The sequence below is a fragment of the Ralstonia soli genome (assembly GCF_023955655.1).
In the GTDB taxonomy this organism is placed as follows: Bacteria; Pseudomonadota; Gammaproteobacteria; order Burkholderiales; family Burkholderiaceae; genus Ralstonia; species Ralstonia soli.
In genome coordinates this window covers 193,191-217,899 of the sequence record NZ_JAMXHT010000009.1, presented here as the reverse complement: position 1 = coordinate 217,899, position 24,709 = coordinate 193,191, and the positions used below count along the sequence as shown (strand labels likewise).

The following is a 24,709-nucleotide window of genomic DNA, read 5'->3' as shown; positions in this document are numbered from 1 at the left end:
GCTGTAGTGTAGGCGAACCATCCGGAGGCGGCAACCGCCACCCCCGGGGGTTCTGAGCGCGACGCTATGCCGCGTCGCAAGATCTGACGAAGACCTGATCCGACCTTACAGGCTGGCGTGCAGCCCCTGCAGGTCGTACACATCCAGGTTCTGCATGTGCTTCAGGCCCTCCACCGCGGCGCGAGCGCCAGCGATGGTGGTGTAGTACGTCACGCGTTGCGCCAGAGCGGCTTGGCGGATCGAGCGCGAGTCAGCAATCGCGGTACGCGTCTCGTCGACGGTCGTGAACACGAGGGCAATCTCGGCGTTCTTGATCATGTCGACGATGTGCGGGCGACCATCCTTCACCTTGTTCACCACGCGTACCGGAATGCCGGCCGCCTCGATGGCCGAGGCCGTACCGCGCGTCGCGACGATCGGGTAGCCCAGCGTATGCAGGGCGCGGGCAACTTCCACTGCGGCCGGCTTGTCGCTGTCCTTGACCGTCATCAGCACGGTGCCCTTCTCGGGCAGGCGCGAACCGGCGGCGAGCTGGCTCTTGAACAGTGCCTCGCCGAAGGTCTTGCCGACGCCCATCACTTCGCCGGTGGAGCGCATTTCCGGTCCAAGCACCGGATCGACGCCCGGGAACTTGTTGAACGGGAACACGGCTTCCTTGACGCTGTAGTACGACGGCACGACTTCCGTTTCGATGCCTTGCGAATCCAGCGACTGGCCGGCCATGCAGCGCGCGGCCACCTTGGCCAGCGAAATGCCGGTCGCCTTCGACACGTACGGCACCGTACGCGACGCACGTGGATTCACTTCCAGCACATAGACGATGTCTTCGCCGCCCTTCTGCTGGATGGCGAACTGCACGTTCATCAGGCCGACCACGTTCAGCGCCTTGGCCATCGCGGCGGTCTGGCGCTTGAGTTCGTCGACGGTGGCTTGCGACAGCGAGTACGGCGGCAGCGAGCACGCCGAGTCGCCCGAGTGCACGCCGGCCTGCTCGATGTGTTCCATCACGCCGCCGATGAACACGCGCTTGCCATCGGAAAGGCAATCCACGTCGCATTCGATGGCGTCGTTCAGGAAGCGGTCGAGCAGCACGGGGCTGTCGTTCGACACCTTCACGGCCTCGCGCATGTAGCGCTCGAGGTCGCGCGGCTCGTGCACGATTTCCATCGCGCGGCCACCCAGCACGTACGACGGACGCACCACCAGCGGGTAGCCGATCTCGTCGGCCAGCTTGAGGGCTTCGTCTTCAGCGCGCGCGGTGCGGTTGGGCGGCTGGCGCAGGCCCAGTTCGTGCAGCAGCTTCTGGAAGCGCTCACGGTCTTCGGCTGCGTCGATCATGTCCGGCGACGTACCGATAATGGGCACCCCGTTGGCTTCGAGATCGAGCGCGAGCTTCAGCGGCGTCTGGCCACCGTACTGCACGATCACGCCAACCGGCTTTTCCTTGTCGACGATCTCGAGCACGTCTTCCAGCGTCACCGGCTCGAAGTACAGGCGATCGGAGGTGTCGTAGTCGGTCGAGACGGTTTCCGGATTGCAGTTGACCATGATGGTCTCGTACCCGTCTTCGCGCAGCGCCAGCGCGGCGTGCACGCAGCAGTAGTCGAACTCGATGCCCTGACCGATCCGGTTCGGGCCGCCGCCCAGCACCATGATCTTCTTGTTGTTGGTCGGCTCGGCTTCGCACTCGCCGTGCTCGGCTTCGTACGTCGAGTACAGGTACGCCGTGTTGGTGGCGAACTCGGCCGCGCAGGTGTCCACGCGCTTGTAGACCGGGCGGACCTTCTCAGCGATGCGCTTCTCGCGCACGGCCTTGGCCGTCGTCTTCATCAGCTTGGCGAGGCGGCGATCGGAGAAGCCTTTCTGCTTGAGCAGGCGCAGTTCGGCAGCCGACAGGCTATCCAGCGTGCGGGCCTTGACCAGCGCTTCGGTCTTGACGATGTCTTCGATCTGGGCGAGGAACCACGGATCCACAGCCGTCTCGGAGTAAACCTCGTCGATCGACAGGCCCAGGCGGAATGCATCGCCCAGATACCAGATGCGGTCCGGACCGGCTTCGCCGATCTCTTCGATGATCTCGTCGCGGTCGGTCGACTTTTCGTCCAGACCGTCCACGCCGACTTCCAGGCCGCGCAGTGCCTTCTGGAACGATTCCTGGAAGGTACGGCCCATGGCCATCACCTCACCCACCGACTTCATCTGCGTGGTCAGGTGGCTATCAGCTTGCGGGAATTTTTCGAACGCGAAACGCGGCACCTTGGTGACCACGTAGTCGATCGACGGCTCGAACGATGCCGGGGTCGCGCCGCCGGTGATCTCGTTCTTCAGCTCGTCCAGCGTGTAGCCCACGGCCAGCTTGGCGGCGACCTTGGCGATCGGGAAGCCGGTGGCCTTCGAAGCCAGTGCCGACGAACGCGAGACGCGCGGGTTCATCTCGATCACGATCATCCGGCCATCCTTCGGATTGATCGAGAACTGCACGTTCGAGCCGCCCGTGTCGACGCCGATCTCGCGCAGCACGGCCAGCGAGGCGTTACGCAGGATCTGGTATTCCTTGTCGGTCAGCGTCTGCGCCGGGGCCACGGTGATGGAGTCACCGGTGTGGATGCCCATCGGGTCCAGGTTTTCGATCGAGCAGACGATGATGCAGTTGTCGGCCTTGTCGCGCACGACTTCCATCTCGTATTCCTTCCAGCCGAGCAGCGATTCTTCGATCAGCAGCTCGTTGGTCGGCGAGAGGTCGAGACCACGCTTGCAAATCTCTTCGAATTCTTCACGGTTGTAGGCGATGCCGCCGCCCGTGCCGCCCAGCGTGAACGACGGGCGGATCACGATCGGGTAACCGCTGGTGCCGGTTTCCTTGGCGATGTGCGACTGCACGGCCACCGCTTCGTCCATCGAATGCGCAATGCCCGACTTGGCCGAACCCAGGCCGATCTTGGTCATCGCGTCCTTGAACTTCTGGCGGTCTTCGGCCTTGTCGATGGCCTCCGGCGATGCACCAATCAGCTCGACGTTGTACTTCTTGAGCACGCCGTGGCGGTGCAAATCGAGCGCGCAGTTCAGCGCGGTCTGGCCGCCCATGGTCGGCAGGATCGCGTCCGGGCGCTCCTTGGCGATGATGCGCTCGACCACTTCCCAGGTGATGGGCTCGATGTAGGTCACATCGGCCGTGCTGGGGTCGGTCATGATGGTGGCCGGGTTGCTGTTGACCAGGACCACCTTGAAGCCTTCTTCACGCAGCGCCTTGCAAGCCTGCGCGCCGGAGTAATCGAACTCGCACGCCTGGCCGATGATGATCGGACCCGCGCCGATGATCAGGATGGTTTTAATGTCTGTACGTTTTGGCATAACCCGCTCGATTCGATTAATTCAGTGTGGCCGTCGCCAGCTTGGCGGAGAAGCCGATAAACATGGCGCCGACGCCGCTGCTCATTCCGGCAGACAGGCGTCGTCGCGCGCGGAACGCCGCGGCCAGCCGCGCGCCCACGAAGATGATGGTGGTCAGGTACAGGAAGCTGCAGAGTTGGCAGACCAGCCCCAGCACGACGAACGACACCACCGGCAATGCGTAGTGCGGATCGACGAACTGGATGAAGAACGAGATGAAGAACAGAATCGCCTTCGGGTTCAGCAGGCTGATGATCAGCGCCTTCTTGAACGGATGCGATTCATCGGCCGGGGCTGCGTTCTGCTCGACCGACTCGCCTGCCTTGCGCGCACGCCAGCTACGCAGCGCACCGCGCAGCATCTGCAGACCAATCCACGACAGGTACGCCGCGCCGATGTACTTCACAACGTAGAACAGCGCCGGACTCGCCTTCAACAGCGAAGCCACGCCCGCTGCCGACAGCACCATCAGGATGGCATCGCCCAGGAACACGCCGCATGCGCCCTGGTAGCCCGCGCGTACACCGCGACGGGCCGCCACCGACAGCACGTACATCGAGTTCGGCCCCGGCAGCAGCACGATGAAGATCGTGCCGAGCAGGAAGGTCCAGAACTCGGTGATGCCGAAGTGGGCGAGCATGAAGGCGTTCATGGCGATCTCGTTTGCCTTATTGCTTGGCTGCGTCCATCGCCGCGGTGAAGCGGTCGAACAGATACGCGATGTCGTGCGGGCCAGGCGACGCTTCCGGGTGACCCTGGAAGCAGAATGCCGGGCGGTCCGTCAGTTCGAAGCCCTGCAGCGTGCCGTCGAACAGCGAGACGTGCGTCACGCGTGCGTTGGCCGGCAGCGATTCCGGGTCCACTGCAAAGCCGTGGTTCTGCGAGGTGATGACCACGCGGCCGTCCTGCAGATCCTTGACCGGGTGGTTGGCACCGTGGTGGCCCGTCTTCATCTTGAGCGTCTTGGCGCCGACGGCCAGGCCCATGATCTGGTGACCCAGGCAGATGCCGAACGTCGGGATGCGGCGCTCGAGGAATTCCTTGGCAGCGGCGATGGCGTAGTCGCACGGCTCCGGATCGCCGGGGCCGTTGGAGAGGAAGACGCCATCCGGGTTATGCGCGAGCACGTCGGCCGCGCTGGTCTGCGCCGGCACCACCGTCACGCGGCAGCCGCGCTCGGCCAGCATGCGCAGGATGTTGAACTTGACGCCGAAGTCATATGCAACCACGTGGTACTTCGGCGCTTCCTGCTTGCCGTAGCCGCGGCCCAGCTCCCATTCGGTCTGGGTCCACTCGTACGGCTCGGTGACGGACACCACCTTCGCCAGATCCATGCCCGACAGGCCCGGGAACGAGCGCGCCAGGTCGATGGCCTTCTGCACGTTGTCTTCGCCGGCCAGGATGCAGCCGTTCTGGGCGCCCTTCTCGCGCAGGATGCGAGTCAGCTTGCGGGTGTCGATGCCGGCAATGGCGACGACCTTCTCGCCCTTCAGGTAGTGCGAGAGCGAGTGTTCCTTGCGGAAGTTCGATGCCAGAAGCGGCAAGTCTTTGATGATGAGGCCGGCGGCATGGACTTTCGTGGCTTCGACGTCCTCACGGTTCACACCAACGTTACCGATATGCGGGTACGTGAGCGTGACGATCTGGCGCGAGTAGCTCGGATCGGTAAGGATTTCCTGATAGCCGGTGATGGCGGTGTTGAACACCACTTCGCCGATCGTATGACCGGCCGCACCGATGGAATAGCCACGAAAGACCGTGCCGTCTGCAAGCGCAAGAATGGCGGGCGGGAAAGACGGCAACACGGGTAGCTCCTGCTGGATTCACCCTGTGCCGACCTGATCGCCTTGGCGCCAAAGCGGAGTTCCGGCTGCGCGGAATCCGGGCCGTTTGCGCGTCGAAACCGGGGCGAAATTCACCGGGAAACGAGGCAGACGGGGCGGTAGGCGGGAGGTAGGAAGCGGTTGGCGCTAGGGTGATGGGTTTCTGAACTCAAACCTGAAAATTATACCGTGACGCCGCAAAAAACTCAATGAAAGGAAGGACTTATCGGCGGGTTGCCCGTCAATTGTGACGGCCCGCCTGTGTCGCTGGCCCGCCTCCGGACTGGCGGGCACGTCACTTTTCCTTACGTTGCTACCCCTGCATTGCCGCTTGCACCTGCGCCAGCGCGGTCGGGTCTTCAATGGTCGTCAAATCGCCCGGATCACGGCCTTCGGCCACTGCCTGCATCGCGCGGCGCAGCAGCTTGCCCGAGCGCGTCTTGGGCAGCGCATTAACGAAAAACACGCGTGACGGCCGCGCCACCGCTCCTAATTGCGCCTCCACCGTGCGCATCAGTTCGCCTTCCAGCGTCAGCCGATCTGCAGGCTCAGCAACGCGCGACGCATCACGCACGATGGCAAACCCCATTGCCACCTGCCCCTTGAGTTGGTCGGCCACGCCCACCACCGCGACCTCGGCGATCGCCGGGTGCGACGAGAGGCTCTCTTCAATCTCGCGCGTGCCGAGGCGATGGCCAGCGACGTTGATGACGTCGTCCGTGCGACCCAGGATGGTGACGTAGCCCTCCTCGTCGCGCACACCCCAGTCAAAGCTTGAATAGATGTGGCGACCTGGGAATGCGGACCAGTACGTTCTCAGGAAGCGCGCATCGTCGCCCCAGACGGTGCTCATGCACCCTGGCGGCAACGGCGCGGCAACGGCCAGCAGACCTTTTTCGCCGGGGGCACAGGGTTCGCCGGTCGCCTCATCCAGGATGTCGAGCTTGTAGCCGTAGACCGGAAAGCCCGGCGAACCGAGCTTCTGCGTGGAGGGCTCGACACCTTGCGGGATGGCCAGCATCGGCCAGCCGGTTTCGGTTTGCCAGTAGTTGTCGACGATGGGCTTGTGCAGCGCCTCGCCGATCCAGCTTGCCGTGGGCTCATCCAACGGCTCGCCGGCCAGGAACAGGCGGCGCAGGCTGGAGAGATCATGCCGCTGCAGCAGCGCCGGGTCCTGCTTCTTGAGCACACGGATAGCGGTCGGCGCGGTGAACATCACATTCACGCGGTATTGCTCGACGATGCGCCACCAGACAGCGCCGTCCGGACGGATCGGCGTACCTTCGTACATGACGGTCGTGAGGCCGGCGAGCAGCGGCGCATAGACGATGTAGCTGTGCCCCACGACCCAACCGACATCCGATGCGGTGAACATCGTGTCGCCGGCCTGCGCACCGAAAATGAGCGGGATTGAAGCGGCCAACGCCACCGCATAGCCACCGGTGTCGCGCTGCACGCCCTTCGGTTTGCCGGTCGTGCCCGACGTGTAGAGGATGTACGAAGGCTCGCTCGATTCCATCCATTCGCAGGGCACGTCCGCATCGGCATGCTGCGCAGCGAGCGTGGCGTAATCGACATCGCGCGGGTGGTGCTGCATTGGCGCCAGCTTGCGATTGACCAGCAGTACCCGCTCGGGCTTGTGCGCGGCCAGGTCGATCGCGGCATCAAGCAGAGGCTTGTACTCGACCACCTTGCCCGCGCGCGAGCCCGCATCAGCGCTGACTATGATGCGCGGCGTGGCGTCATCGATGCGCGTGGCGAGGCTGTTGGATGCGAAACCGCCGAACACCACCGAGTGAATCGCCCCGAGTCGCGCACAGGCCAGCATGGCAAACGCCGCCTCAGGAATCATCGGCAGGTAGATCAGCACGCGATCACCACGCTTGACGCCCAGCGCCTGGAGGCTTGCCGCCATGCGGTTGACCTCGCGATAGAGCTGGCGATACGTGTAGGTGGTCTCGATGCCCGTTTCGGTGGACACGTACACCAGGGCGGGCTGCTCGCCGCGCGTGGCAAGGTGCCGGTCGATGGCGTTGTGACACAGGTTGGTGCGCCCGCCGACAAACCAGCGCGCGAACGGCAAGCGCGAATCGTCGAGAACAGCGCTGTACGGCGTCTGCCAGTCGATGCGCTGCGCCTGCTCGCCCCAGAAGCCGGCAGGGTCGTTGATGGAACGCTGATACAGCGCGCGATACGCTGCGGACATGGGCATGACGTCGTCTCCTGGCCATCGTGTGCGACGGCTCAATCTTGGGTGTGCTCGATGCACTTACTGTGCGGCTCGCAACTTACGCAGGTCTTACCGCAGCCGGCCTTACGCCGCCACAAAGTGAAACGGCGCCCCGCAGGACGCCGTCTCTTCTTGCCAGCCTCAGCGCTTCTTGCGCTTGGCCGATGTGGACGCGCTGGCCACTGGTTTGGCCTTGACCACAGGCTTGCCGGCCACCTTCGCGGTCGGCACACGTGTGGTGGTCGCTCGGCCCGCCGCAGCCGAGACACGCACGACGCGCACCGGACCACCGCGACTGCCAGCGCGCGCTTGCGGCAGCATCAGCACAACGTTGTGCCCCCTGGGGATGGCCTCGCCGGGCAACTGGTTCCAGGCGCGGATCTGAGCGACCGTCACGCCATAACGCCGGGAGAGCGCCGTCACCGTGTCCCGCTTGCCCGCACGCACCACCACGCGGCGCAGATCGGGCAGATCCGGCTCGACAGCCATGGTGGCGTTCTCCGCCAGTTCGGGGCTGATGTCGGGCGCGCTTTCCTTGGGACCGTCCGTGCGCGGCACCACCACAGTGGAGCCGGCCTTCAAGCGCATGCCCTTGGGAATGCGGTTGATTTCGCGGATGGTGTCGGGGTCGACCTTCAACCGCGCCGCCAGCACCTCCACACGCTCGCGGTTGCCGACCGTAACGGCCGTCCAGCTCGACAGCCCGCCGCGATACGTGTTCAGGTTGTACTGGAACGTTTCCGCGTTGTCGTACGGCAGCAGGATCTGCGGGTTCGATGCCCCCAGGATCACCGGCCGGTTGAATGACGGGTTCAATGCCTTGAACTCATCCATCGGCAGGTTGGCCAGCTTGGCGGCCAGCGTCACGTCGATATCACGCGAGGTGGTGACCGTCACGAAGTACGGATGGTTCGGGATGTCCGGCAGCGTGACGCCATAGCGCTCCGGGTTGGCGATGATGTTCTTCACCGCCTGGAGCTTGGGCACGTACATGCGCGTTTCGGCGGGCATGTTCAGGTTGACGTAATCCGTCGACAGACCGGCCGCCTGGTTGCGCGCAATGGCCCGCGCCACCGCGCCCTCGCCCCAGTTGTAGGCGGCCAGCGCGAGTTGCCAGTCGCCAAACTGGTCATGCAGCTTGGAGAGATAGTCGAGCGCCGCATCAGTCGAGGCGAGCACATCGCGGCGCTCGTCCTGGAAGACGTTCTGCTTGAGGTTGTAGGTTTTGCCGGTGCTCGGGATGAACTGCCACATCCCGGCTGCCTTGGCGCTCGACACAGCCTGCGGGTTGAACGCGCTTTCCACGAACGGCAGGAGCGCCAGTTCAGTGGGCATGTTGCGCCGCTCCAGTTCTTCGACGATGTGATACAGGTAGCGGTTGGAACGATCCACCATGCGGCGGAAGGCATCGGGACGCTGCGCATACCAGTCGGCACGGTCATCCACGGCCGAGCTTTGCAGGTCGGGCATGGAGAAGCCTTGGCGAATGCGCGCCCAGAGATCCTTGGCCGGCCCTTTCAGGGAGGCCACGGGCTGCTGATCGACATTGACGACCGGCGCAGCAGTCTGGCCGGCGGAGGTGGAGGCGCTGGTGCTGGCTGTGTCGGCATTCGGCCCGGGGGCCGTGGCACAGGCCGCCAGAAGCAGACTGAGCACAGTTGCCGCAAGAAGTCGCACGGATCGCATCAAGTTCTAAGGGGTTGGACCTAAAAATTGCCCCAGATAGTAAGAAACGCGTTGGGCCACGTCAACCCGCGTTCACCCGGCGCTTGACCAGGCAAGCGTCGGGCAGCAAGCCGACCGCCAACCCGCGCGCCCAGCGTTTTCAACGGAAACCGTTCTTCCATTCACGCAACGCGGCGAATATGGCGACCGGATTCTCCGCGTCAACACCGGCATGGCGCGCCACCGCCTGCGTCACCTTGGCGTCATCCGAACGCATGAAGGGGTTGGTGGCGCGTTCGTGGCCGACGGTCGTCGGCACAGTCGAGCGGCCCTGGGCCCGCAACGCTGTTACCTCGTCTTCCCATGCGGCGAGCTTGGCGTTGTCGGGCTCGACGACGCGCGCAAAGCGCACATTCGACGCCGTGTATTCATGCGCGCAATACACGCGCGTATCGGGTGGCAGCGCCGCCAGCTTGGCCAACGACACGCGCATCTGCGCGGGTGTGCCCTCAAACAGCCGGCCGCAGCCGGTGGCGAAGAGGGTATCGCCGCAAAAGAGGCTCGCTGCTGCGGCATCACCCTGAAGGTGCCCCACATAGGCAACGTGGCCGCTGGTATGGCCGGGCACGTCGATTACCTGAAAGGTGGCAGCCGGCTGCACGAGTGCGACGACGTCGCCTTCACGCACGGCCTGCGTGCGGCACGGAATCGACTCCCCCGCGGGGCCGATCACTTGCAGCGGCTGACCATCGGGATTCTCCGGATACGCCGCGACCAGTTCGCGCACCCCGCCGACGTGATCGCCGTGATGATGTGTGATTACAATGGCACCGAGCGCGAGCCCTCGTTCCTTCAGAAAGCGCAGCACCGGTTGCGCGTCACCCGGATCGACAACAGCAGCCACGCGGCCATCGTGTAGTGCCCAAATATAATTGTCGGTAAACGCAGCGATCGCCTCGACCTCAAGCGCCACGTCACACGACACGTCGCGCGGCACACCACCCTGGACCATGTCCGACTCCTCTAACGATCGTCGCATTATAGATTGGCACCACTGGCTGGCTTCACCGCCCGGGCAATATGTCCTGCGCTGGGAGCAGGCTCAGTTCGATCGCACGGTGGCCGACATGTTTGGCTATCACGCACTGCAGCTCGGCCATCCGGGTTTTGGCGCCCTGCGCGAAAACCGCATTCCGCTGATCGCGCGTGTGGTGGATGACATCGACCCGACCGCCCCCACGGAAACACTCGATTCGATGGACGGTGATCCAGCTGAACCTGCCGACGCCGGCGACGGGGCATCTGAAGCCAGCACGCCGCAGCGCCAGGCAACGCCACGCGTGATCTGCCGCTACGACGAGCTGCCCTTCGCTTCGCAGAGCATCGACCTGGTGGCCCTGCCCCACGTGCTGGAATTCACCGACGACCCCCATGAGGTGCTGCGCGAGGTGGCACGTGTGCTCATGCCCGAGGGGCGCTTGGTCATTACGGGCTTCAACCCGTTGAGCCTGTGGGGCATGCGCCAGGGCATGCGGCGCCTGGGCACCGAATCGTTCCTGCCGGCGCAGAGCCAGATGATTGCGTTCACGCGCCTAAAAGACTGGCTCAAGCTGCTCGGATTTGATATCGTGCGCGGCCGTTTTGGCTGCTACTGTCCGCCCAACCGCACCGACAAATGGCTGCAGCGCGCCGCCTTCATGGAGAAGGCAGGTGACCGCTGGTGGCCCATCTTCGGTGCGGTGTACATGCTGCAGGCCGTCAAGCGCGTGCGAACCATGCGACTGGTGGGCCCGGCGTGGAAGTCGCGCAAAGCATCGTCGCTGGTGCCAGCCGGTACGCCAGTTGCCACGCCTTCGGGCTCGCATTCGACCAAGACGCCCCAGGCCACTGCGCGCGACGGCCAATCGGGCGCCTGAACGCAGCCCTCCCCTCACCATTCTTCGATTGTTTTCATGCAAGAAGTCACCGTCTATTCCGATGGCGCATGCAAGGGCAACCCCGGCCTTGGCGGCTGGGGTACCGTGCTCGTCTCGGGCGGCCACGAAAAAGAGCTCTTCGGCGGCGAAGCGCTTACCACCAACAACCGCATGGAACTGATGGCCGTGATTGAGGCCTTCCGCGCACTCAAGCGACCGTGCCGGGTGCAGGTGTACACCGACTCGCAGTACGTGCAGAAAGGCATCAGCGAATGGCTGGCCGGCTGGAAGGCACGCGGCTGGAAAACCGCCGACAAGAAGCCCGTGAAGAACGACGACCTTTGGCGCATGCTCGACGAACTCGTCGCCGGACATGACGTGAGCTGGCACTGGGTCAAGGGCCATGCCGGCCACCCCGGCAACGAGCGCGCCGATGCGCTGGCCAATAAAGGTGTGGAGATGGCACGGCAGGCCGCGGCCGTGCGCGCCTGAAGCCACGCGGCAACAGCACACACTCATTGCATTCATGCCGCCGCGCCATACACTGGTTGCAAGGCGGCGCACGGTGCATCGCCGTTTTTTCATGGAGGCCGGCCATGAACTCCATCGAATTCCACACCAGCCCGCCACGCTACTGCGCGGCGGATCTCACCCTCACCTGCACGGCCAGCGTCGACGGTGCGCCGGCTTGGTATGCGGTGACTGCCGAGGCGCTGGAGGAGCACTTTGGCGCCCGTTCCTGGCGGCAGGAAGATCTGCTGCAAGCCATGGAATCGCATCGCGGGACGATCGAAGACATGGCCCGCTCCCTGTTCAAGCTGACCGACTCGCACAACATCGTGCTGCGCAGCGGCCACTTCCGGTTCGGGATGTAGCCGCATCGAAAAAAAAGAAGACCAGCGTCAAGCTGGCCTTTTTTCGAAGCTCACGCGCGCTACTCAGGCCTGCACTCGTATTTCATTTCGCGCCGCCCGTCTTCGTAGACCACTTCCAGCCGGCACGTAAAGCCCCACAGGCGTACGACGTGCCGCAGCATCTCTTCGTTGTTCGTGCCCAGCGGGCGGCGGTTGCTCTGCAGGTGCCGCAGCGTCAATGAACGATCGCCGCCAACGTCGACATTGGTGACCTGGATGTTGGGTTCGATGTTCGACAGGTCGTACTGGCTCGCCAACAACTCGCGGATCATGCGATAGCCGTCGTCGTCATGGATGGCAGTAACGCGCAGCCGCGCATCGCGGTCGTCATCCAGCACCGAGAACAGCTTCAGCTCCCGGATCACACGCGGCGACAGGAACTGCAGCAGGAAACTCTCGTCCTTGAAGTTACGCATGGCGAAGTCGAGCGTCTTCTGCCAGTCGCTGCCGGCAATCTCCGGCGCCCAGCGGTAGTCCTCGTCTTCGGGCGATTCGCAGATGCGGCGGATATCCTGGAACATCAGGAAGCCCAGCGTGTACGGGTTCAGGCCGTTGTAGTACGGGCTGTTGAAGGGCGGCTGGTAAATCACATTGGTGTGGGCCTGCAGCAGTTCGAGCATGAAGGCGTCGTTGACGAGCTTCTCGTCGTAGAGCTTCTGCAGGATGGTGTAGTGCCAGAAGGTCGCCCAGCCTTCATTCATCACCTTGGTCTGCCGCTGCGGGTAGAAGTACTGTGCGATCTTGCGCACGATGCGCACGATCTCCCGCTGCCACGGCTGGAGCTTGGGCGCGTTCTTCTCAATGAAGTACAGCAGGTTTTCTTCCGGCTCGGGCGGGAATTGGGGGTCAGGTTCGGGGGCGTCGTCCTCCGCCGTCAGAGCCCGCGAACGGTGCGTGGGCAATGTGCGCCATAGGTCGTTGACTTGCGCCTCGAGATATTTCTCACGCTCGGCCTGGCGGGCCTGCTCTTCATTGATCGACAGCTTCTTCGGCCGGCGATAGCGATCGACGCCGTAGTTCTGCAGCGCGTGGCAGGAATCGAGCAGCAGCTCCACTTCCTGCTCGCCGTAACGCTGCTCGCATTCAGCGACATAGTTCTTGGCGAACAGCAGATAGTCGACGATGGCGTCGGCGTTCGTCCACGTGCGGAACAGGTAATTGCCCTTGAAGAAGGAATTGTGGCCATAGCAGGCATGCGCGATGGTCAGCGCCTGCATCGGCATCGTGTTCTCCTCCATCAGGTAGGCGATGCAGGGGTTGGAGTTGATGACGATCTCGTAGGCGAGCCCCATCAGGCCACGCTGGTAGCCGCGTTCCGACGCAAGAAAGTGCTTGCCGTAAGACCAGTGGTTGTAGCCAAGCGGCAACCCGGACGAGGCATAGGCATCGAGCATCTGCTCGGCAGTGATGATCTCGATCTGGTTCGGATAGGTGTCCAGGCCGAACTCGGCGGCAATCTGGGCGATGCTTTGGTCGTAGCGCCTGATCAGCTCGAAGGTCCATTCCGAGCCTGTAGATAGGTAGGCCATGCTCGTTCCCGTTGGTCCATCACACAGGGTCACAGGTGGCGTGTCCGCCATGGCACGCGCGCTGTCACTGCGCGGCAGCAGTGCCGGCTGGGAGCGACCCCCTACCGCCCCTCAGGTGGCGCGCTTCTGAAACAACTCGTGCAGCACCGGATAGATCTCATCCGGTTTGAGAATGCGCTGCATCGCGAAGTTGTCGTGCCCAGCCTTCAACGTAAGATACTCCTCCCACAGGTTCTGCGGCTCCGTGGAGACCACCTCCACATACGCGTAGTACTGCGTGAGCGGCAGGATCGATTCGCGCAGGATCTTGGCACAGAGTTCCGAGTCTCCTGCCCAGTTGTCGCCATCCGAGGCCTGCGCACAATAAATGTTCCATTGGCTCGGCGAATAGCGCTCCTGAATCACTTCCGCCATCAGCTTGAGTGCGCTCGACACGACGGTGCCGCCGGACTCGCGTGAATGGAAAAAGTCTTCCTCATCCACCTCTTTGGCCACGGTGTGATGGCGGATGAACACGACATCGATGCGCTCGTAATTCCGCTTCAGGAATAAGTACAGCAGCATGAAAAAGCGCTTGGCGAGATCCTTGCGCGATTCGTCCATCGAGCCCGACACATCCATCACGCAAAACATCACCGCCTGCGCCTGCGGGCGCTTGCGCATCACCCGGTTGTTGTAGCGCAGGTCGAGCTTTTCGATGAAGGGCACACGGTCCAGGCAGGAGCGCAGGTGACGCATCTCCTTCATCAGCTCCTGCGCGCGGGCACTGTACGGGCCGTCTTTCTCGAGCTCTTCGTTGTACTCCCCTTCGAGTTCGTGCAGGCGCCGCTGATAGGGGCTCGACAGCGCGATACGGCGGCCAAGCGAGCTGCGCATCGTGCGCAGGATCGACAGGTTGGAAGGTGTGCCATCGAGCGAGAAGCCCGCGCGCACTTTACGCACCTCCGCGATCTTGGCCAGGCTGCGCTTGGCCAGATCGGGCAGTGCCATGTCTTCGAAGAAGAAGTTGAGGAAGTCCTCGCGCGAGAGCGTGAAGATGAAATCGTCTTCGCCCTCGCCCGAGTCGCTGGCCTGCGAGCCAGTGCCACCGGCGCCTTGCTGCGGGCGGTCAAAGCTATCGCCGCGAATGAATTCCTTGTTACCCGGGTGAACGCCTTCGCGGCGCCCGCCCGGGCCATGATGGAACATGGGCTCGGAGATGTCCTTCACCGGGATGGACACCTGCCCGCTCTGCTCGATGTCCATGATCTTGCGGCCCGTTACCGCCTTGGCCACCGCGCGGCGGATCTGGTCACGGTAACGCTTGATGAAGCGTTGCTTGTTGACGGTGCTCTTGCCGCCGCCATTCTCCCGCCGATCGATGATCGTACCCATGTGACTGCCCTCGGTTGGAAGTTGCCTGCTGTGTGCCTTCGCTTCCTCCTTAAGACGACTTCCTCACGCGCAGGTACCACTCGACCAGCAACCGCACCTGCTTCTGGGTATAACCCTTCTCCACCATCCGGTTGACGAAGTTCTCATGCTTCTCCTTGTCGTCGTGCGACGACTTGGCGTTGAACGAGATCACAGGCAGCAGGTCTTCCGTCGTCGAGAACATCCGCTTCTCAATCACCGCGCGCAACTTCTCGTAGCTGGTCCAGACCGGGTTCTTGCCTCCGTTCTTGGCTCGTGCGCGCAGCACGAAGTTGACGATCTCGTTACGGAAATCCTTCGGGTTGGAGATGCCCGCGGGCTTCTCCACCTTTTCCAGCTCATCGTTCAACGCGCTGCGATCAAGAATCTCGCCGGTGTTCGGATCGCGATATTCCTGATCCTGGATCCACAGGTCGGCAAACACGACGTAGCGGTCGAAGATGTTCTGCCCGTACTCCGAATACGATTCCAGGTAAGAGGTCTGAATCTCCTTGCCGATGAACTCCACATAAGGCGACGTGAGGTACTCCTTGATGTAGGACATCAGCTTGGATTCCGTCTCCGGCGGGAACTGCTCGCGCTCGATCTGCTGTTCGAGCACATAGAGCAGATGCACCGGATTGGCCGCCACCTCCGTCCCATCAAAGTTGAACACCTTCGACAGCACCTTGAACGCAAAGCGCGTCGACAAGCCCGTCATGCCTTCGTCGATGCCAGCAAAGTCGCGGTACTCCTGATACGACTTCGCTTTCGGGTCGACATCCTTGAGGCTCTCGCCGTCGTACACCCGCATCTTCGAGAAGATGTTCGAGTTCTCGGGCTCCTTGATGCGGGTGAGCACCGCAAACTGCGCCATCATCTTGAGCGTGTTCGGCGCGCATGGCGCGGCCGCCAGTGAGCTGTTGCGCAGGAGCTTGTCGTAGATCTTCACCTCGTCTGACACGCGCAGGCAGTACGGCACCTTGACGATGTAGATGCGGTCGAGGAAAGCCTCGTTGTTGCGGTCGGACTTGAAGCTCTGCCACTCTGCCTCATTCGAGTGCGCCAGGATCACGCCGTCGAACGGGATCGCGCCAAAACCCTCGGTGCCCTTGTAGTTGCCCTCCTGCGTGGCCGTCAGCAGCGGGTGCAACACCTTGATCGGCGCCTTGAACATCTCAACGAACTCAAGCAGCCCGCGGTTGGCCAGGCACAGCCCGCCCGAGTACGAATACGCGTCCGGATCGTCCTGCGGATAGTCCTCCAGCTTGCGAATGTCGACCTTGCCGACCAGCGACGAAATGTCCTGATTGTTTTCGTCGCCTGGCTCCGTCTTGGAAATCGCAATCTGCGACAGCACCGACGGGTGCAGCTTCACCACGCGGAAGCGCGTGATATCGCCATTGAACTCGTGCAGGCGCTTCACCGCCCACGGCGAGGCAATCGTATTCAGATAGCGTTTGGGGATGCCGTAGTCTTCCTCGAGGATCTTGCCGTCTTCCTCGGGCGAGAACAGCCCGAGCGGGGACTCGTGAATAGGCGAGCCCTTGAGCGCGTAGATGGGTACCTGCTCCATCAACGACTTCAACTTCTCGGCAAGCGAGGATTTACCGCCGCCCGGCGGCCCGAGCAGGTAAAGGATCTGTTTGCGTTCTTCAAGGCCCTGCGCGGCATGCTTGAAGAACGAGACGATCTGCTCGATCGTGTCCTCCATGCCATAGAACTCCCGGAAGGCCGGGTAGATCTTGATGACCTTGTTGAAGAACAGCCGCGACAGTCGAGGATCGTGGTGCGTATCCACCAACTCAGGCTGACCGATCGCGGTGAGCATGCGCTCGGCGGCGGTCGCATAGGCGGTGGCGTCTTTCTTACAGATATCCAGATACTCCTGGATGCTGTACTCGTCCTCTTTCCGTGCTTCAAAACGCGTGGCGTAGTGGCGGAAAATATCCATATCTCCCCCGTAGATTTCTTCCCGACCCCACACCATCAAGCGAGAGCCAGGCTAGTTCTTGCGTGCGTTGAATCCGACGTTACTGATTCCACTGTAGACGAATCACAGATGAGCACAAGAACGGTTAAGAGGCTGAAGTGGTGCACAACCGATCGTGATTTCGTTAGCGCTCGACCTCGTACAGTGCTAAACAGCCTTTGCACCTTGCGTGAGCACAAACGCAGCCGCGATCAGCCACCCCGAGCACAGCAGAAAGCGTACCCATGGCCCTTTTCGGCGCGCTCGCAGAGTTTGTACGTAACGATCTGCATGAGTTCCCGCCTGTCGTCTGTGCGCGCATGAGGGATGTCCCGATGTGCGCGGGCACGGTGGAGAGCAGCGTGGCCGCGGTGCTGCGTCCCAGAGGCTGCGCTTGTGGCGGCAGTCTTTCTCGTTGTGATGCAACAACCCATTGTGCAAAACACTGCGCTGCACTCGACTCGGTGCACAGAGCACCGGCGACCCGGCGAGCCACGGTGATTGGCCGCTGAGTTGTCGCTTTTTTGCGCCAAAAGGAAAGTTTTGCCAGGTGTGGCGGGCGGTGCAGGTGGGAATTTCCGCTGTCGAGAGGACAGCCCGGACAAAGAAAAAGGCCCTCGGCATCTGCCTGAGGGCCTTTTAAGCGATTGCTCGCCTGTTTGGTGGGTGGTACAGGGATTGAACCTGTGACCCCTGCCGTGTGAAGGCAGTGCTCTACCGCTGAGCTAACCACCCGAATGCGGTGAAAACGAGATTATGGCGAAAAACCGTATTCGTGTAAAGACCCCGGCCGCACTTTTTTTCGTCAGGCGCCAGGCGGGGCCGCTTCGACAGCCTCGCGCGTCCAGACCGTCTTGCCGCCGCTGGCCTTGTCGATCTCCTTGAGCACGCCGGCATGGGCTTCGGCCTCAGCTTCCGTGGCCAGCAGCACCGGCAGCTCGAGCGCGCTCAGGTCGACGGCAACGGCCACCGCCGAGGCGCCTTCGCCCGACTCGAGCATGTCGATCACGAGCGTGTTCTGGCCGCGCGTCATGGCCAGATACACCTCGGCCAGCAGCTCCGCATCCAGCAATGCGCCGTGCAGCGTACGGTGCGCGTTGCTCACGCCCAGGCGGTCGCACAGCGCATCGAGCGAGTTGCGCTTGCCCGGGAACATTCGGCGCGCTTCGAGCAGCGTGTCGATATGGCCGGACAGGTGCTCGCGGAAGGTCGGCAGGCCCAGGCGCTGGAATTCCATATCCAGGAAGCCCAAGTCGAACGCGGCGTTGTGGATGATGGCCTCGGCGCCCTGCACGTAGTCGCGGATTTCGTTCACGACTTCCGCAAACTTGGGCTTGTCGGCCACGAACTCGTTGGTGATGCCGTGCACCGCCATCGCGCCCGGGTCAATTTCGCGCTCGGGGTTGATGTAGAAGTGCAGGTTGCGGCCGGTCAGGCGCCGGTTGACCATTTCCACGCAGCCGATTTCGATCACGCGGTCGCCGGTGGCGGCGTTCAGGCCGGTGGTTTCGGTATCGAGAATGATCTGTCGCGTCACGCTGGCTCCCCTGCTCTTACTTGAAGACGACGGTCTTGTGGCCGTTGAGCAGGATGCGGTGTTCCGCATGCCACTTCACGGCGCGGGCCAGGGCCACGCATTCCACGTCGCGGCCGACGGCGGTCAGCTGCTCCGGGTCCATGCTGTGGTCCACGCGCTCGATTTCCTGTTCGATGATCGGGCCTTCGTCCAGATCGGCCGTCACGTAATGCGCCGTCGCCCCGATCAGCTTCACGCCGCGCTCGTGTGCCTGGTAGTACGGCTTGGCGCCCTTGAAGCTCGGCAGGAACGAATGGTGGATGTTGATGGCGCGGCCTTCCAGCTTGCGGCACAGGTCGTCCGACAGGATCTGCATGTAGCGCGCGAGCACGACCAGGTCGATCTGCTGCTCCTGGGCGATTTCCCAGATGCGGGCTTCCTGCTGGGCCTTCTGCTCGTCCGTTCCCTTGAGCAGCGGCAGGTGGGTAAAGGGCACGTTGTACGACGCCGCCAGTTGGTAGAAATCGCTGTGGTTCGAAACGATCGCTGCGATCTCGATCGGCAACTGGCCGGCGCGGGCGCGGAACAGCAAGTCGTTCAGGCAGTGGCCGATCTTGGAGACCAGGATCATCACGCGCGGCTTGACCGCGGCGTCGAACATGCCCCACTGCATGGAAAAGCGCTCGCCGATGGGCTTGAAGCGGTCGCGCAGCGTGGCGAGGCCCAACGGCTGGCCCTGCGGCACGAAATGCACGCGCATGAAGAAGCGGCCCGTGAATTCGTCGCCAAACTGGTCGGAATCGAGAATGTTGCAGCCCTGCTCGAACAGCAGGCCGGACACGGCGTGGACGATGCCGGGCTGGTCCGGGCAAGACAGGGTGAGAATGAAACCGGAGTGACTCATCAAGCGTTTTACGTATTGTTGTCGGGCGCGAACCGTTGCGGTTCCATGCGCGCCAAGGCATCGAGGGTGACGAGCGTGGCGTCGACCGTCATCGCACAGTCCGCCATGATATCAAGCGCTGCGTCGGGGCTGGCACGCAGGTGCCCGGCAACCTCGCCGTCCTGGTTCGCGGGCGTGAAGCCCGCCGGCAGCGTCAGGTCGAAGGCGAAGAGCGTTTCATGCTGGATGCCCTCGGGTACGGCGCGCAAGACGTCGACCGTGCCGCGCGGCACCAGTCTGCCGGCCAAGTCGGCGCCGATACCGGCCTCTTCCCAGCACTCCTTTTCCAGCGCGCCGCGCGCATCGAAGCCATGGCCGATGCCGCCGGCGACGAGGTTGTCCCACATGCCGGGGTCGATCGGCTTGGTGTCGGCACGACGGGCTAACCAGAGCATCGGCCCCGCGTCGCCCATGCCCTCGATGAGGCCATTCATGTGCGCGGCGTAGGTGCGGATGCCGAAAAAACGGGCGGCCGCGCGTTCGATCAGCGCCAGTGTGGGCGCGCCCCAGCCGGTGTTCACGGCAAACAGCTCGTTGCGCCAGCCCCGCACATGGCCCGCTTCAGCCAGGCGCGCGATCACCTCGGCCAGCGCGGCGGTGCGCTCAGCCTCCATCGCCAGCGTGTCGCGCAGCTCGACGCGCTGCGCCGATACTTCGAACCACTGCGGCCAGCGCGCGAGCAACGCGGCGCGCTCCCGGCCCAGCCAGCCGACGCGCTGCCCGGCCACGACCCACGGGATCAACGTGTCGGCATCGAAGCCGTTACGGGCCGCCAGCCCCTCGATTACGCGGCGAATGCGCGGGTCGCTCATGCCGGTCCCTCGCAAGGCCGGGCGCACGTTGTGCTTTCCATGGCGCGCCATAATGCACTGTTCATGCGCGATAATGCACCATTAATACAAGCCGTCATCAGACTGGAGAAACAAGGATGGATGAAATCGACGAGCTGTCGGATCTGCCGACCCCGCGCTTTATCTGGGGGTTCGCCATTGCCGTCACACCGTCCGGCGAAGTGTCGCACGACGAGTTCGAATACCTGACGCATACCCGCGCGCCGCGCTTCACCTGCCGCGTAGTGGAACTGGAAGACGCGCCCGCCGAGCCAGAAGACGATGGCGACATCGATGGCCGCATCGTCCACTTCGACAACCCGAAGCGGATGTTCTACATCACCGACCTGGGCCTGGCGCTGATGAACTTCACCCTGTTCGACAAGGTGGACAACAAGGCCAAGCTGAAGAAAGCCTGCGACGAAGCCATCGCCGATTGGCTGACCCGCCGCGACTTCCTCGACTCCGAACCGGACGACGACGAGGAGTGATCGCTCAGCCCTGGCCGCCTGCCCCGCCATCATCGGCAAAGCGCAGGTCGGTCAGGCGCACATCGGCGTGGGACCGCCCGGCCTCGAGCAACGCCGAAATCTGCGCCTTCACCTGCTCCTTCTGCACGCGCAACGCGCGTGACGGCACGGTTGAATCCTGACCGGTGTGGTGCAGGTACAGCATCTTGTAGGTGAGCTGGCTCACCATCCACTGCCGCAGCACGCGGCGCCGGCCGGCGTGGCCGGCCTCTAACCGGTCAATCTGTTCCAGCAACGCGGAAAAGGCGCGTGCCGTGGTCGCAGTCCCGAGGGTCTGGCCGGCGATGCAGCGCTCCGCCACGGTGCGTGCTTCGGCGGGCGGCATGGCGTCGGTCTCGATGAAGCGTTCGGTCGTTGCAGCGGCCAGCGGGGCTTGTCTGGCCAGTCGCGTAGAGACGGCGGAAAGCGCTTCCTGCGCACGGCGGATGGACGCTTCCAGCGATTCCGCGGTGCCGGGCGTGATGCCGAGGGTCGGCCCCTCGCCGGGTTGTTGGTCGCATTTCCTCACGTCCATCGCGCGCGCTCCGTGGTCGCCCTTGCGAGGAGGCATGGGCAGAAACGGCATTGTAGAAGGCGGCGCACATGGCTCGACGCGCTCCTAGCACATGTTCCATATTGCAAAGACGGCGCAAACGATAACGTGACGTCACAAAACCACGGCCGAGTGTTGGCAGCCACCCACGCGGCGGGAGCGCGCCACGGTTAAAATAGCAGTTTGCGCTTCGCGCGCTTGCCTCTCAATTCAGACCGCCCTTCGCGCGGCAAGGAAATCGCCTTGATCAAGTGGATTATTGTGGCCCTCTATCTGGGCTCCATTCTGTATGTGCACTTTCGCGGTAAGGTGCGCCTGAAATTCTGGCGCCAGATGTTCGACCACTCGGCGGTGGTCGCGCCGGTCAACTGCTTCATGTATGCCTTCTCGGGCGTGCCGCAGACGCCGTATGTGCCCGTTGAACGCTTTCCCGACCTGGCAAAGCTGCAGGCCGCTTGGCCGCAGATCCGCGACGAGGGCCTGGCGCTGATCAACCTGCGCAAGATCAAGGCCGCTGAGAAGAACGACGACGCGGGCTTCAACTCCTTCTTCAAGAATGGCTGGAAGCGCTTCTACCTGAAGTGGTACGAGGCAAGCCATCCGTCGGCCGAACAGCTCTGCCCGAACACCGTTGCCCTGCTGCGAGATCTGCCCAGCGTGAAGGCCGCGATGTTTGCCGAGCTGCCGCCCGGCGGCAAGCTCAACCCGCATCGCGACCCGTTTGCCGGTTCGCTGCGCTACCACCTTGGCCTGGCCACGCCCAACGACGACCGCTGCTTCATCGAGGTCGACGGCCAACGCCACAGCTGGCGTGACGGCCAGGGCGTCGTCTTTGACGAGACTTACCTGCACTGGGCCGAGAACGCCTCCGACAAGGACCGCCTGATCCTCTTCTGCGATATCGAGCGGCCGATGAAGTTCGGCTGGGCGCAGCGCATCAACAAGTGGCTCGGTCGCAAGGTCATGACCGCCGCTAGCTCGCCCAACGATGAGGGCGACCAGACCGGCGGCATCAACAAGCTGTTCCGCTACGTCTGGCTGATGGGTCAATACCGCCGCCGCTTCAAGGCGTGGAACCGCAAGGTCTATTACGTGGTGAAGTTCGGGCTGATCATTGGCGTGGCAGCGCTGATCATCTGGATCTGACACGCTCTTCGCAGCGCACAATAAAAAAACCGGCTCTCGCGCCGGTTTTTTTGTTGCGACTGCAAAACGCACAAGGGGCGTGACCGCTTTTCGCTTTTACACAAGAGAAGGTGAAAAAGCGCTACGTCAGCCACAAATCTCGCCTAATGTCAGGAACTGAGCGCTCCGGCGCTTATCCGATATGGCGGGCACGCCGCTTGCTGGCCCGTGCATGACACCCTTGCAGATCGCTCGGGCCCCAGTCATAGCCGGGATGCGCGTGGCTGTATCCCCTCCTTTCACAACAGAGACAGAGAGATCGATCGCCATGAATAACAAACTCATCAGCCGCCGTACCGCCGCCACTCTAGCTGCCGTCGCGCTACTTGGCACCCAGATCGCGGCCTGTACCACCACCAGCCCGAACGCTCAGGGCTCAGACGTGATGACGTCGACCAACAAACACGCCACCACCAACTCACAGGCCGATTCGGTGCTGTCGCGCCTGTACACCACGGCCAATGGCTCGCGTGAACTGGTCTCGCGCGCCAAGGGCGTGCTGGTGTTCCCGTCGGTGCTCAATGCCGGCTTCGTGGTGGGCGGCCAATACGGCGAAGGTGTGCTGCGCACTGGCGGCGGCCGTCCGCTGGGCTACTACAACATCGCCTCGGCGTCGGTGGGCTTCCAGGCTGGCGCGCAATCGCGTGCGCTCATCATCCTGTTCATGACCGACGAGGCGTTGCAGAAATTCCAGAACAGCCAGGGCTGGACGGCCGGCGTGGATGCCACGGTGGCACTGGCCAAGATCGGCGCGAATGGCGCCGTGGATACCAACACCGCGCAACAGCCCATCATCGGCTTCAACCTGACCAACGCAGGCCTGATGGCCGGCGCCTCGGTCGAAGGCACGAAGATCACCAAGCAGAACAACTGATCCGCACACCGCTGATTGCCAATGCCGCCGTCTCGTACGGCGGTTTTTTTTGCGCGGAGCCGGCACGAAGCGTTGCAGCGATGTCGCAGTCCCGGGGAAACCCGGAGCAGGCGGCGCCAACCTTCTCGGCTAGCATCGTGCGTCCGATGCTGCAGTGCGCGCTGCCACTTCGGCGGACACGACAAAACAAACCACCCGAAAAAAGAAAGGGGAGACATGACGAGTCGCAACGCTGCGTTGCGCGGCGCTTTTGCGCGCGCGCTGTTTGGTGCTCTGCTGCTGGGCTCCGGCCTGACGATGGCCGAGCCGGGCGTCATGCAAGACAAGATCCTGATCGGTCAGACCGCAGGCTTTACGGGCCCCGCCGGCGAACAGGTCAAGGAGCTGACGGAAGGCGCCAGGCTGTACATCGATGCGGTCAACCGGGCGGGCGGCGTGTATGGCCGCAAGATCGAATTGCTCTCGGAAGACGACGGCTTTGATGCCACCGCTTCCAAGCAGCATGCGCACACGCTGCTGGCCGACAAGCAGGTCTTCGCCCTCTTCCTGCCGCGCGGCACGCCCAATACCGAGGCCATCATGACCGAGGCGCGCCCGGTGGGCGCTCCCGTGGTGGCGCCCTCAACCGGCGCCGCGACGTTCTTCGACCAGCCCGACCCGCTGCTTTTCGTGGTGCGCGCGAAATACCAGACGGAGATTGCCGAACTGGTCAATTACTTCGACACGCTGGGCCTGCGCCGTGTGGCGCTCGTCAACGTGAACGACACCTTCGGCAAGGACACCGAGATCGGCTTCAACAACGCCACGCAGAAGCTGTCGGTGGACGCGCACCACATCTTCACCGTTGATCGCCTGAAGCCGGACGTCGCCAAGGCGGCCGCGGAGGTGGGCCGGTTCGCGCCGCAGGCGGTGATTCTGGCGTGCCCGAGCACCACGGCCCGCGCGATGATCGAAACGTTCAGCAAGCAAGGCACCCTGGCGCAGCTGGCCGTGCTATCCAACAACGCGGGGCTGGCCTTTGCACAGTCGCTTGGGGCATTGGGGCGCGGCGTGGTGGTGTCGCAGGTGATGCCCTCGCCGGTGCGCTCGACCTCGCGCCTGGGCCGCGACCTGGCGGCCAGCGCCAAGGCAGCCGGCGTGGCGCCGTCGTACGCCATGATGGAAGGCTACGCATCGGCCCGGGTGCTGGTCGAAGGGCTCAAGCGTGCAGGCAAAACGCCAACGCGGGCCAGCTTTGTCGCGGGGCTGGAATCGGCCGGCACGATCGATCTGGGCGGGCCGGAAGTGCGCTACGGGCCCAGCATCCGCAAGGGGTCCAACTACGTCGAGTTGACGGTGATCGGGCCCAACGGCACCTTCGTCAGATAGGGATTTGTCGAACGATGTAGCCTGCCCGGGCAATTGCTGCACCGCAGTAGATAGCGGTTGCCCGCGTAAACCGCATGAGCACATAAGAAAATACTATTTG

20 protein-coding genes and 1 tRNA gene are annotated in these 24,709 nt (G+C 63.2%); 7 read left to right on the top strand and 14 right to left on the bottom strand.

Going from position 1 to position 24,709, the window contains the following annotated elements:
* Nucleotides 1-105 precede the first annotated feature (105 nt).
* The 6 genes from carB to gloB form a co-directional block, all read right to left on the bottom strand.
* Nucleotides 106-3,351, bottom strand: a complete 3,246-nt coding sequence (gene carB / locus NG900_RS23475) for a carbamoyl-phosphate synthase large subunit (protein ID WP_252684259.1) — start codon at nt 3,349-3,351, stop codon at nt 106-108.
* Between the two features lie 16 nt (nt 3,352-3,367).
* The gene (gene leuE, locus NG900_RS23470; RefSeq protein WP_252684257.1) at nt 3,368-4,042 is read right to left on the bottom strand and encodes a leucine efflux protein LeuE; all 675 of its coding nucleotides are present in this window, start codon (nt 4,040-4,042) and stop codon (nt 3,368-3,370) included.
* Nucleotides 4,043-4,058: 16 nt separating this feature from the next.
* Nucleotides 4,059-5,195, bottom strand: a complete 1,137-nt coding sequence (gene carA, locus NG900_RS23465) for a glutamine-hydrolyzing carbamoyl-phosphate synthase small subunit (RefSeq protein WP_252684255.1) — start codon at nt 5,193-5,195, stop codon at nt 4,059-4,061.
* Nucleotides 5,196-5,526: 331 nt separating this feature from the next.
* Nucleotides 5,527-7,425: a propionate--CoA ligase gene (prpE, locus tag NG900_RS23460; RefSeq protein ID WP_252684253.1), complete on the bottom strand. Its 1,899-nt coding sequence runs from the start codon at nt 7,423-7,425 to the stop codon at nt 5,527-5,529.
* Nucleotides 7,426-7,584: 159 nt separating this feature from the next.
* Nucleotides 7,585-9,129 (bottom strand): transglycosylase SLT domain-containing protein, encoded by a 1,545-nt coding sequence (locus NG900_RS23455; RefSeq protein ID WP_252684251.1) that lies wholly within the window; start codon nt 9,127-9,129, stop codon nt 7,585-7,587.
* A 139-nt stretch (nt 9,130-9,268) separates the two neighbouring features.
* On the bottom strand, nt 9,269-10,120 hold the full coding sequence (gene gloB, locus NG900_RS23450) for a hydroxyacylglutathione hydrolase (protein WP_252684249.1): 852 nt from the start codon (nt 10,118-10,120) through the stop codon (nt 9,269-9,271).
* On the opposite strand from gloB, the gene NG900_RS23445 reads away from it, so the two are divergent.
* The 3 genes from NG900_RS23445 (at nt 10,119) to NG900_RS23435 (ending at nt 11,899) form a co-directional block, all read left to right on the top strand.
* Nucleotides 10,119-11,024, top strand: a complete 906-nt coding sequence (locus NG900_RS23445; protein ID WP_252684247.1) for a class I SAM-dependent methyltransferase — start codon at nt 10,119-10,121, stop codon at nt 11,022-11,024. The two genes, gloB and NG900_RS23445, sit on opposite strands and share 2 nt — an antisense overlap.
* Before the next feature lie 36 nt (nt 11,025-11,060).
* Nucleotides 11,061-11,516, top strand: a complete 456-nt coding sequence (gene rnhA / locus NG900_RS23440; RefSeq protein WP_252684245.1) for a ribonuclease HI — start codon at nt 11,061-11,063, stop codon at nt 11,514-11,516.
* 104 nt (nt 11,517-11,620) lie between these two features.
* Complete coding sequence (locus tag NG900_RS23435; protein ID WP_252684243.1) at nt 11,621-11,899, top strand: DUF1488 family protein; 279 nt, start codon at nt 11,621-11,623, stop codon at nt 11,897-11,899.
* Nucleotides 11,900-11,958: 59 nt separating this feature from the next.
* On the opposite strand, the gene NG900_RS23430 is transcribed toward NG900_RS23435, so the two are convergent.
* The 7 genes from NG900_RS23430 to NG900_RS23400 form a co-directional block, all read right to left on the bottom strand.
* On the bottom strand, nt 11,959-13,467 hold the full coding sequence (locus tag NG900_RS23430; RefSeq protein ID WP_252684241.1) for a SpoVR family protein: 1,509 nt from the start codon (nt 13,465-13,467) through the stop codon (nt 11,959-11,961).
* 111 nt (nt 13,468-13,578) lie between these two features.
* The gene (locus NG900_RS23425; RefSeq protein WP_252684240.1) at nt 13,579-14,841 is read right to left on the bottom strand and encodes a YeaH/YhbH family protein; all 1,263 of its coding nucleotides are present in this window, start codon (nt 14,839-14,841) and stop codon (nt 13,579-13,581) included.
* Nucleotides 14,842-14,890: 49 nt separating this feature from the next.
* Nucleotides 14,891-16,813, bottom strand: coding sequence for a PrkA family serine protein kinase (locus tag NG900_RS23420; protein ID WP_252684238.1), 1,923 nt, complete (start codon nt 16,811-16,813; stop codon nt 14,891-14,893).
* A gap of 678 nt (nt 16,814-17,491) precedes the next feature.
* A tRNA-Val gene (locus tag NG900_RS23415) sits at nt 17,492-17,566 on the bottom strand.
* Between the two features lie 70 nt (nt 17,567-17,636).
* Nucleotides 17,637-18,368 carry a DNA polymerase III subunit epsilon gene (dnaQ, locus tag NG900_RS23410; protein ID WP_252684235.1) on the bottom strand — a complete coding sequence of 244 codons (732 nt, stop codon included), beginning with the start codon at nt 18,366-18,368 and terminating at the stop codon, nt 17,637-17,639.
* 16 nt (nt 18,369-18,384) lie between these two features.
* The gene (purU, locus tag NG900_RS23405) at nt 18,385-19,251 is read right to left on the bottom strand and encodes a formyltetrahydrofolate deformylase (RefSeq protein WP_252684233.1); all 867 of its coding nucleotides are present in this window, start codon (nt 19,249-19,251) and stop codon (nt 18,385-18,387) included.
* An 8-nt stretch (nt 19,252-19,259) separates the two neighbouring features.
* Complete coding sequence (locus tag NG900_RS23400; RefSeq protein ID WP_252684231.1) at nt 19,260-20,102, bottom strand: NUDIX hydrolase; 843 nt, start codon at nt 20,100-20,102, stop codon at nt 19,260-19,262.
* 116 nt (nt 20,103-20,218) lie between these two features.
* On the opposite strand from NG900_RS23400, the gene NG900_RS23395 reads away from it, so the two are divergent.
* Entirely contained in the window at nt 20,219-20,611 is a 393-nt protein-coding gene (locus NG900_RS23395; RefSeq protein WP_252684229.1) for a hypothetical protein, read from the top strand.
* 4 nt (nt 20,612-20,615) lie between these two features.
* Here the strand turns inward: NG900_RS23395 and NG900_RS23390 are convergent, their stop codons facing one another.
* Complete coding sequence (locus tag NG900_RS23390; RefSeq protein ID WP_252684227.1) at nt 20,616-21,164, bottom strand: hypothetical protein; 549 nt, start codon at nt 21,162-21,164, stop codon at nt 20,616-20,618.
* Nucleotides 21,165-21,425: 261 nt separating this feature from the next.
* On the opposite strand from NG900_RS23390, the gene lpxO reads away from it, so the two are divergent.
* The 3 genes from lpxO to NG900_RS23375 all read left to right on the top strand — a co-directional run bounded on the left by lpxO (nt 21,426) and on the right by NG900_RS23375 (nt 24,609).
* Nucleotides 21,426-22,328 carry a lipid A hydroxylase LpxO gene (gene lpxO / locus NG900_RS23385; protein ID WP_252684225.1) on the top strand — a complete coding sequence of 301 codons (903 nt, stop codon included), beginning with the start codon at nt 21,426-21,428 and terminating at the stop codon, nt 22,326-22,328.
* A gap of 307 nt (nt 22,329-22,635) precedes the next feature.
* The gene (locus NG900_RS23380) at nt 22,636-23,241 is read left to right on the top strand and encodes a BPSL1445 family SYLF domain-containing lipoprotein (RefSeq protein WP_252684223.1); all 606 of its coding nucleotides are present in this window, start codon (nt 22,636-22,638) and stop codon (nt 23,239-23,241) included.
* A 216-nt stretch (nt 23,242-23,457) separates the two neighbouring features.
* On the top strand, nt 23,458-24,609 hold the full coding sequence (locus NG900_RS23375) for an ABC transporter substrate-binding protein (RefSeq protein WP_252684221.1): 1,152 nt from the start codon (nt 23,458-23,460) through the stop codon (nt 24,607-24,609).
* Nucleotides 24,610-24,709: the final 100 nt, after the last annotated feature.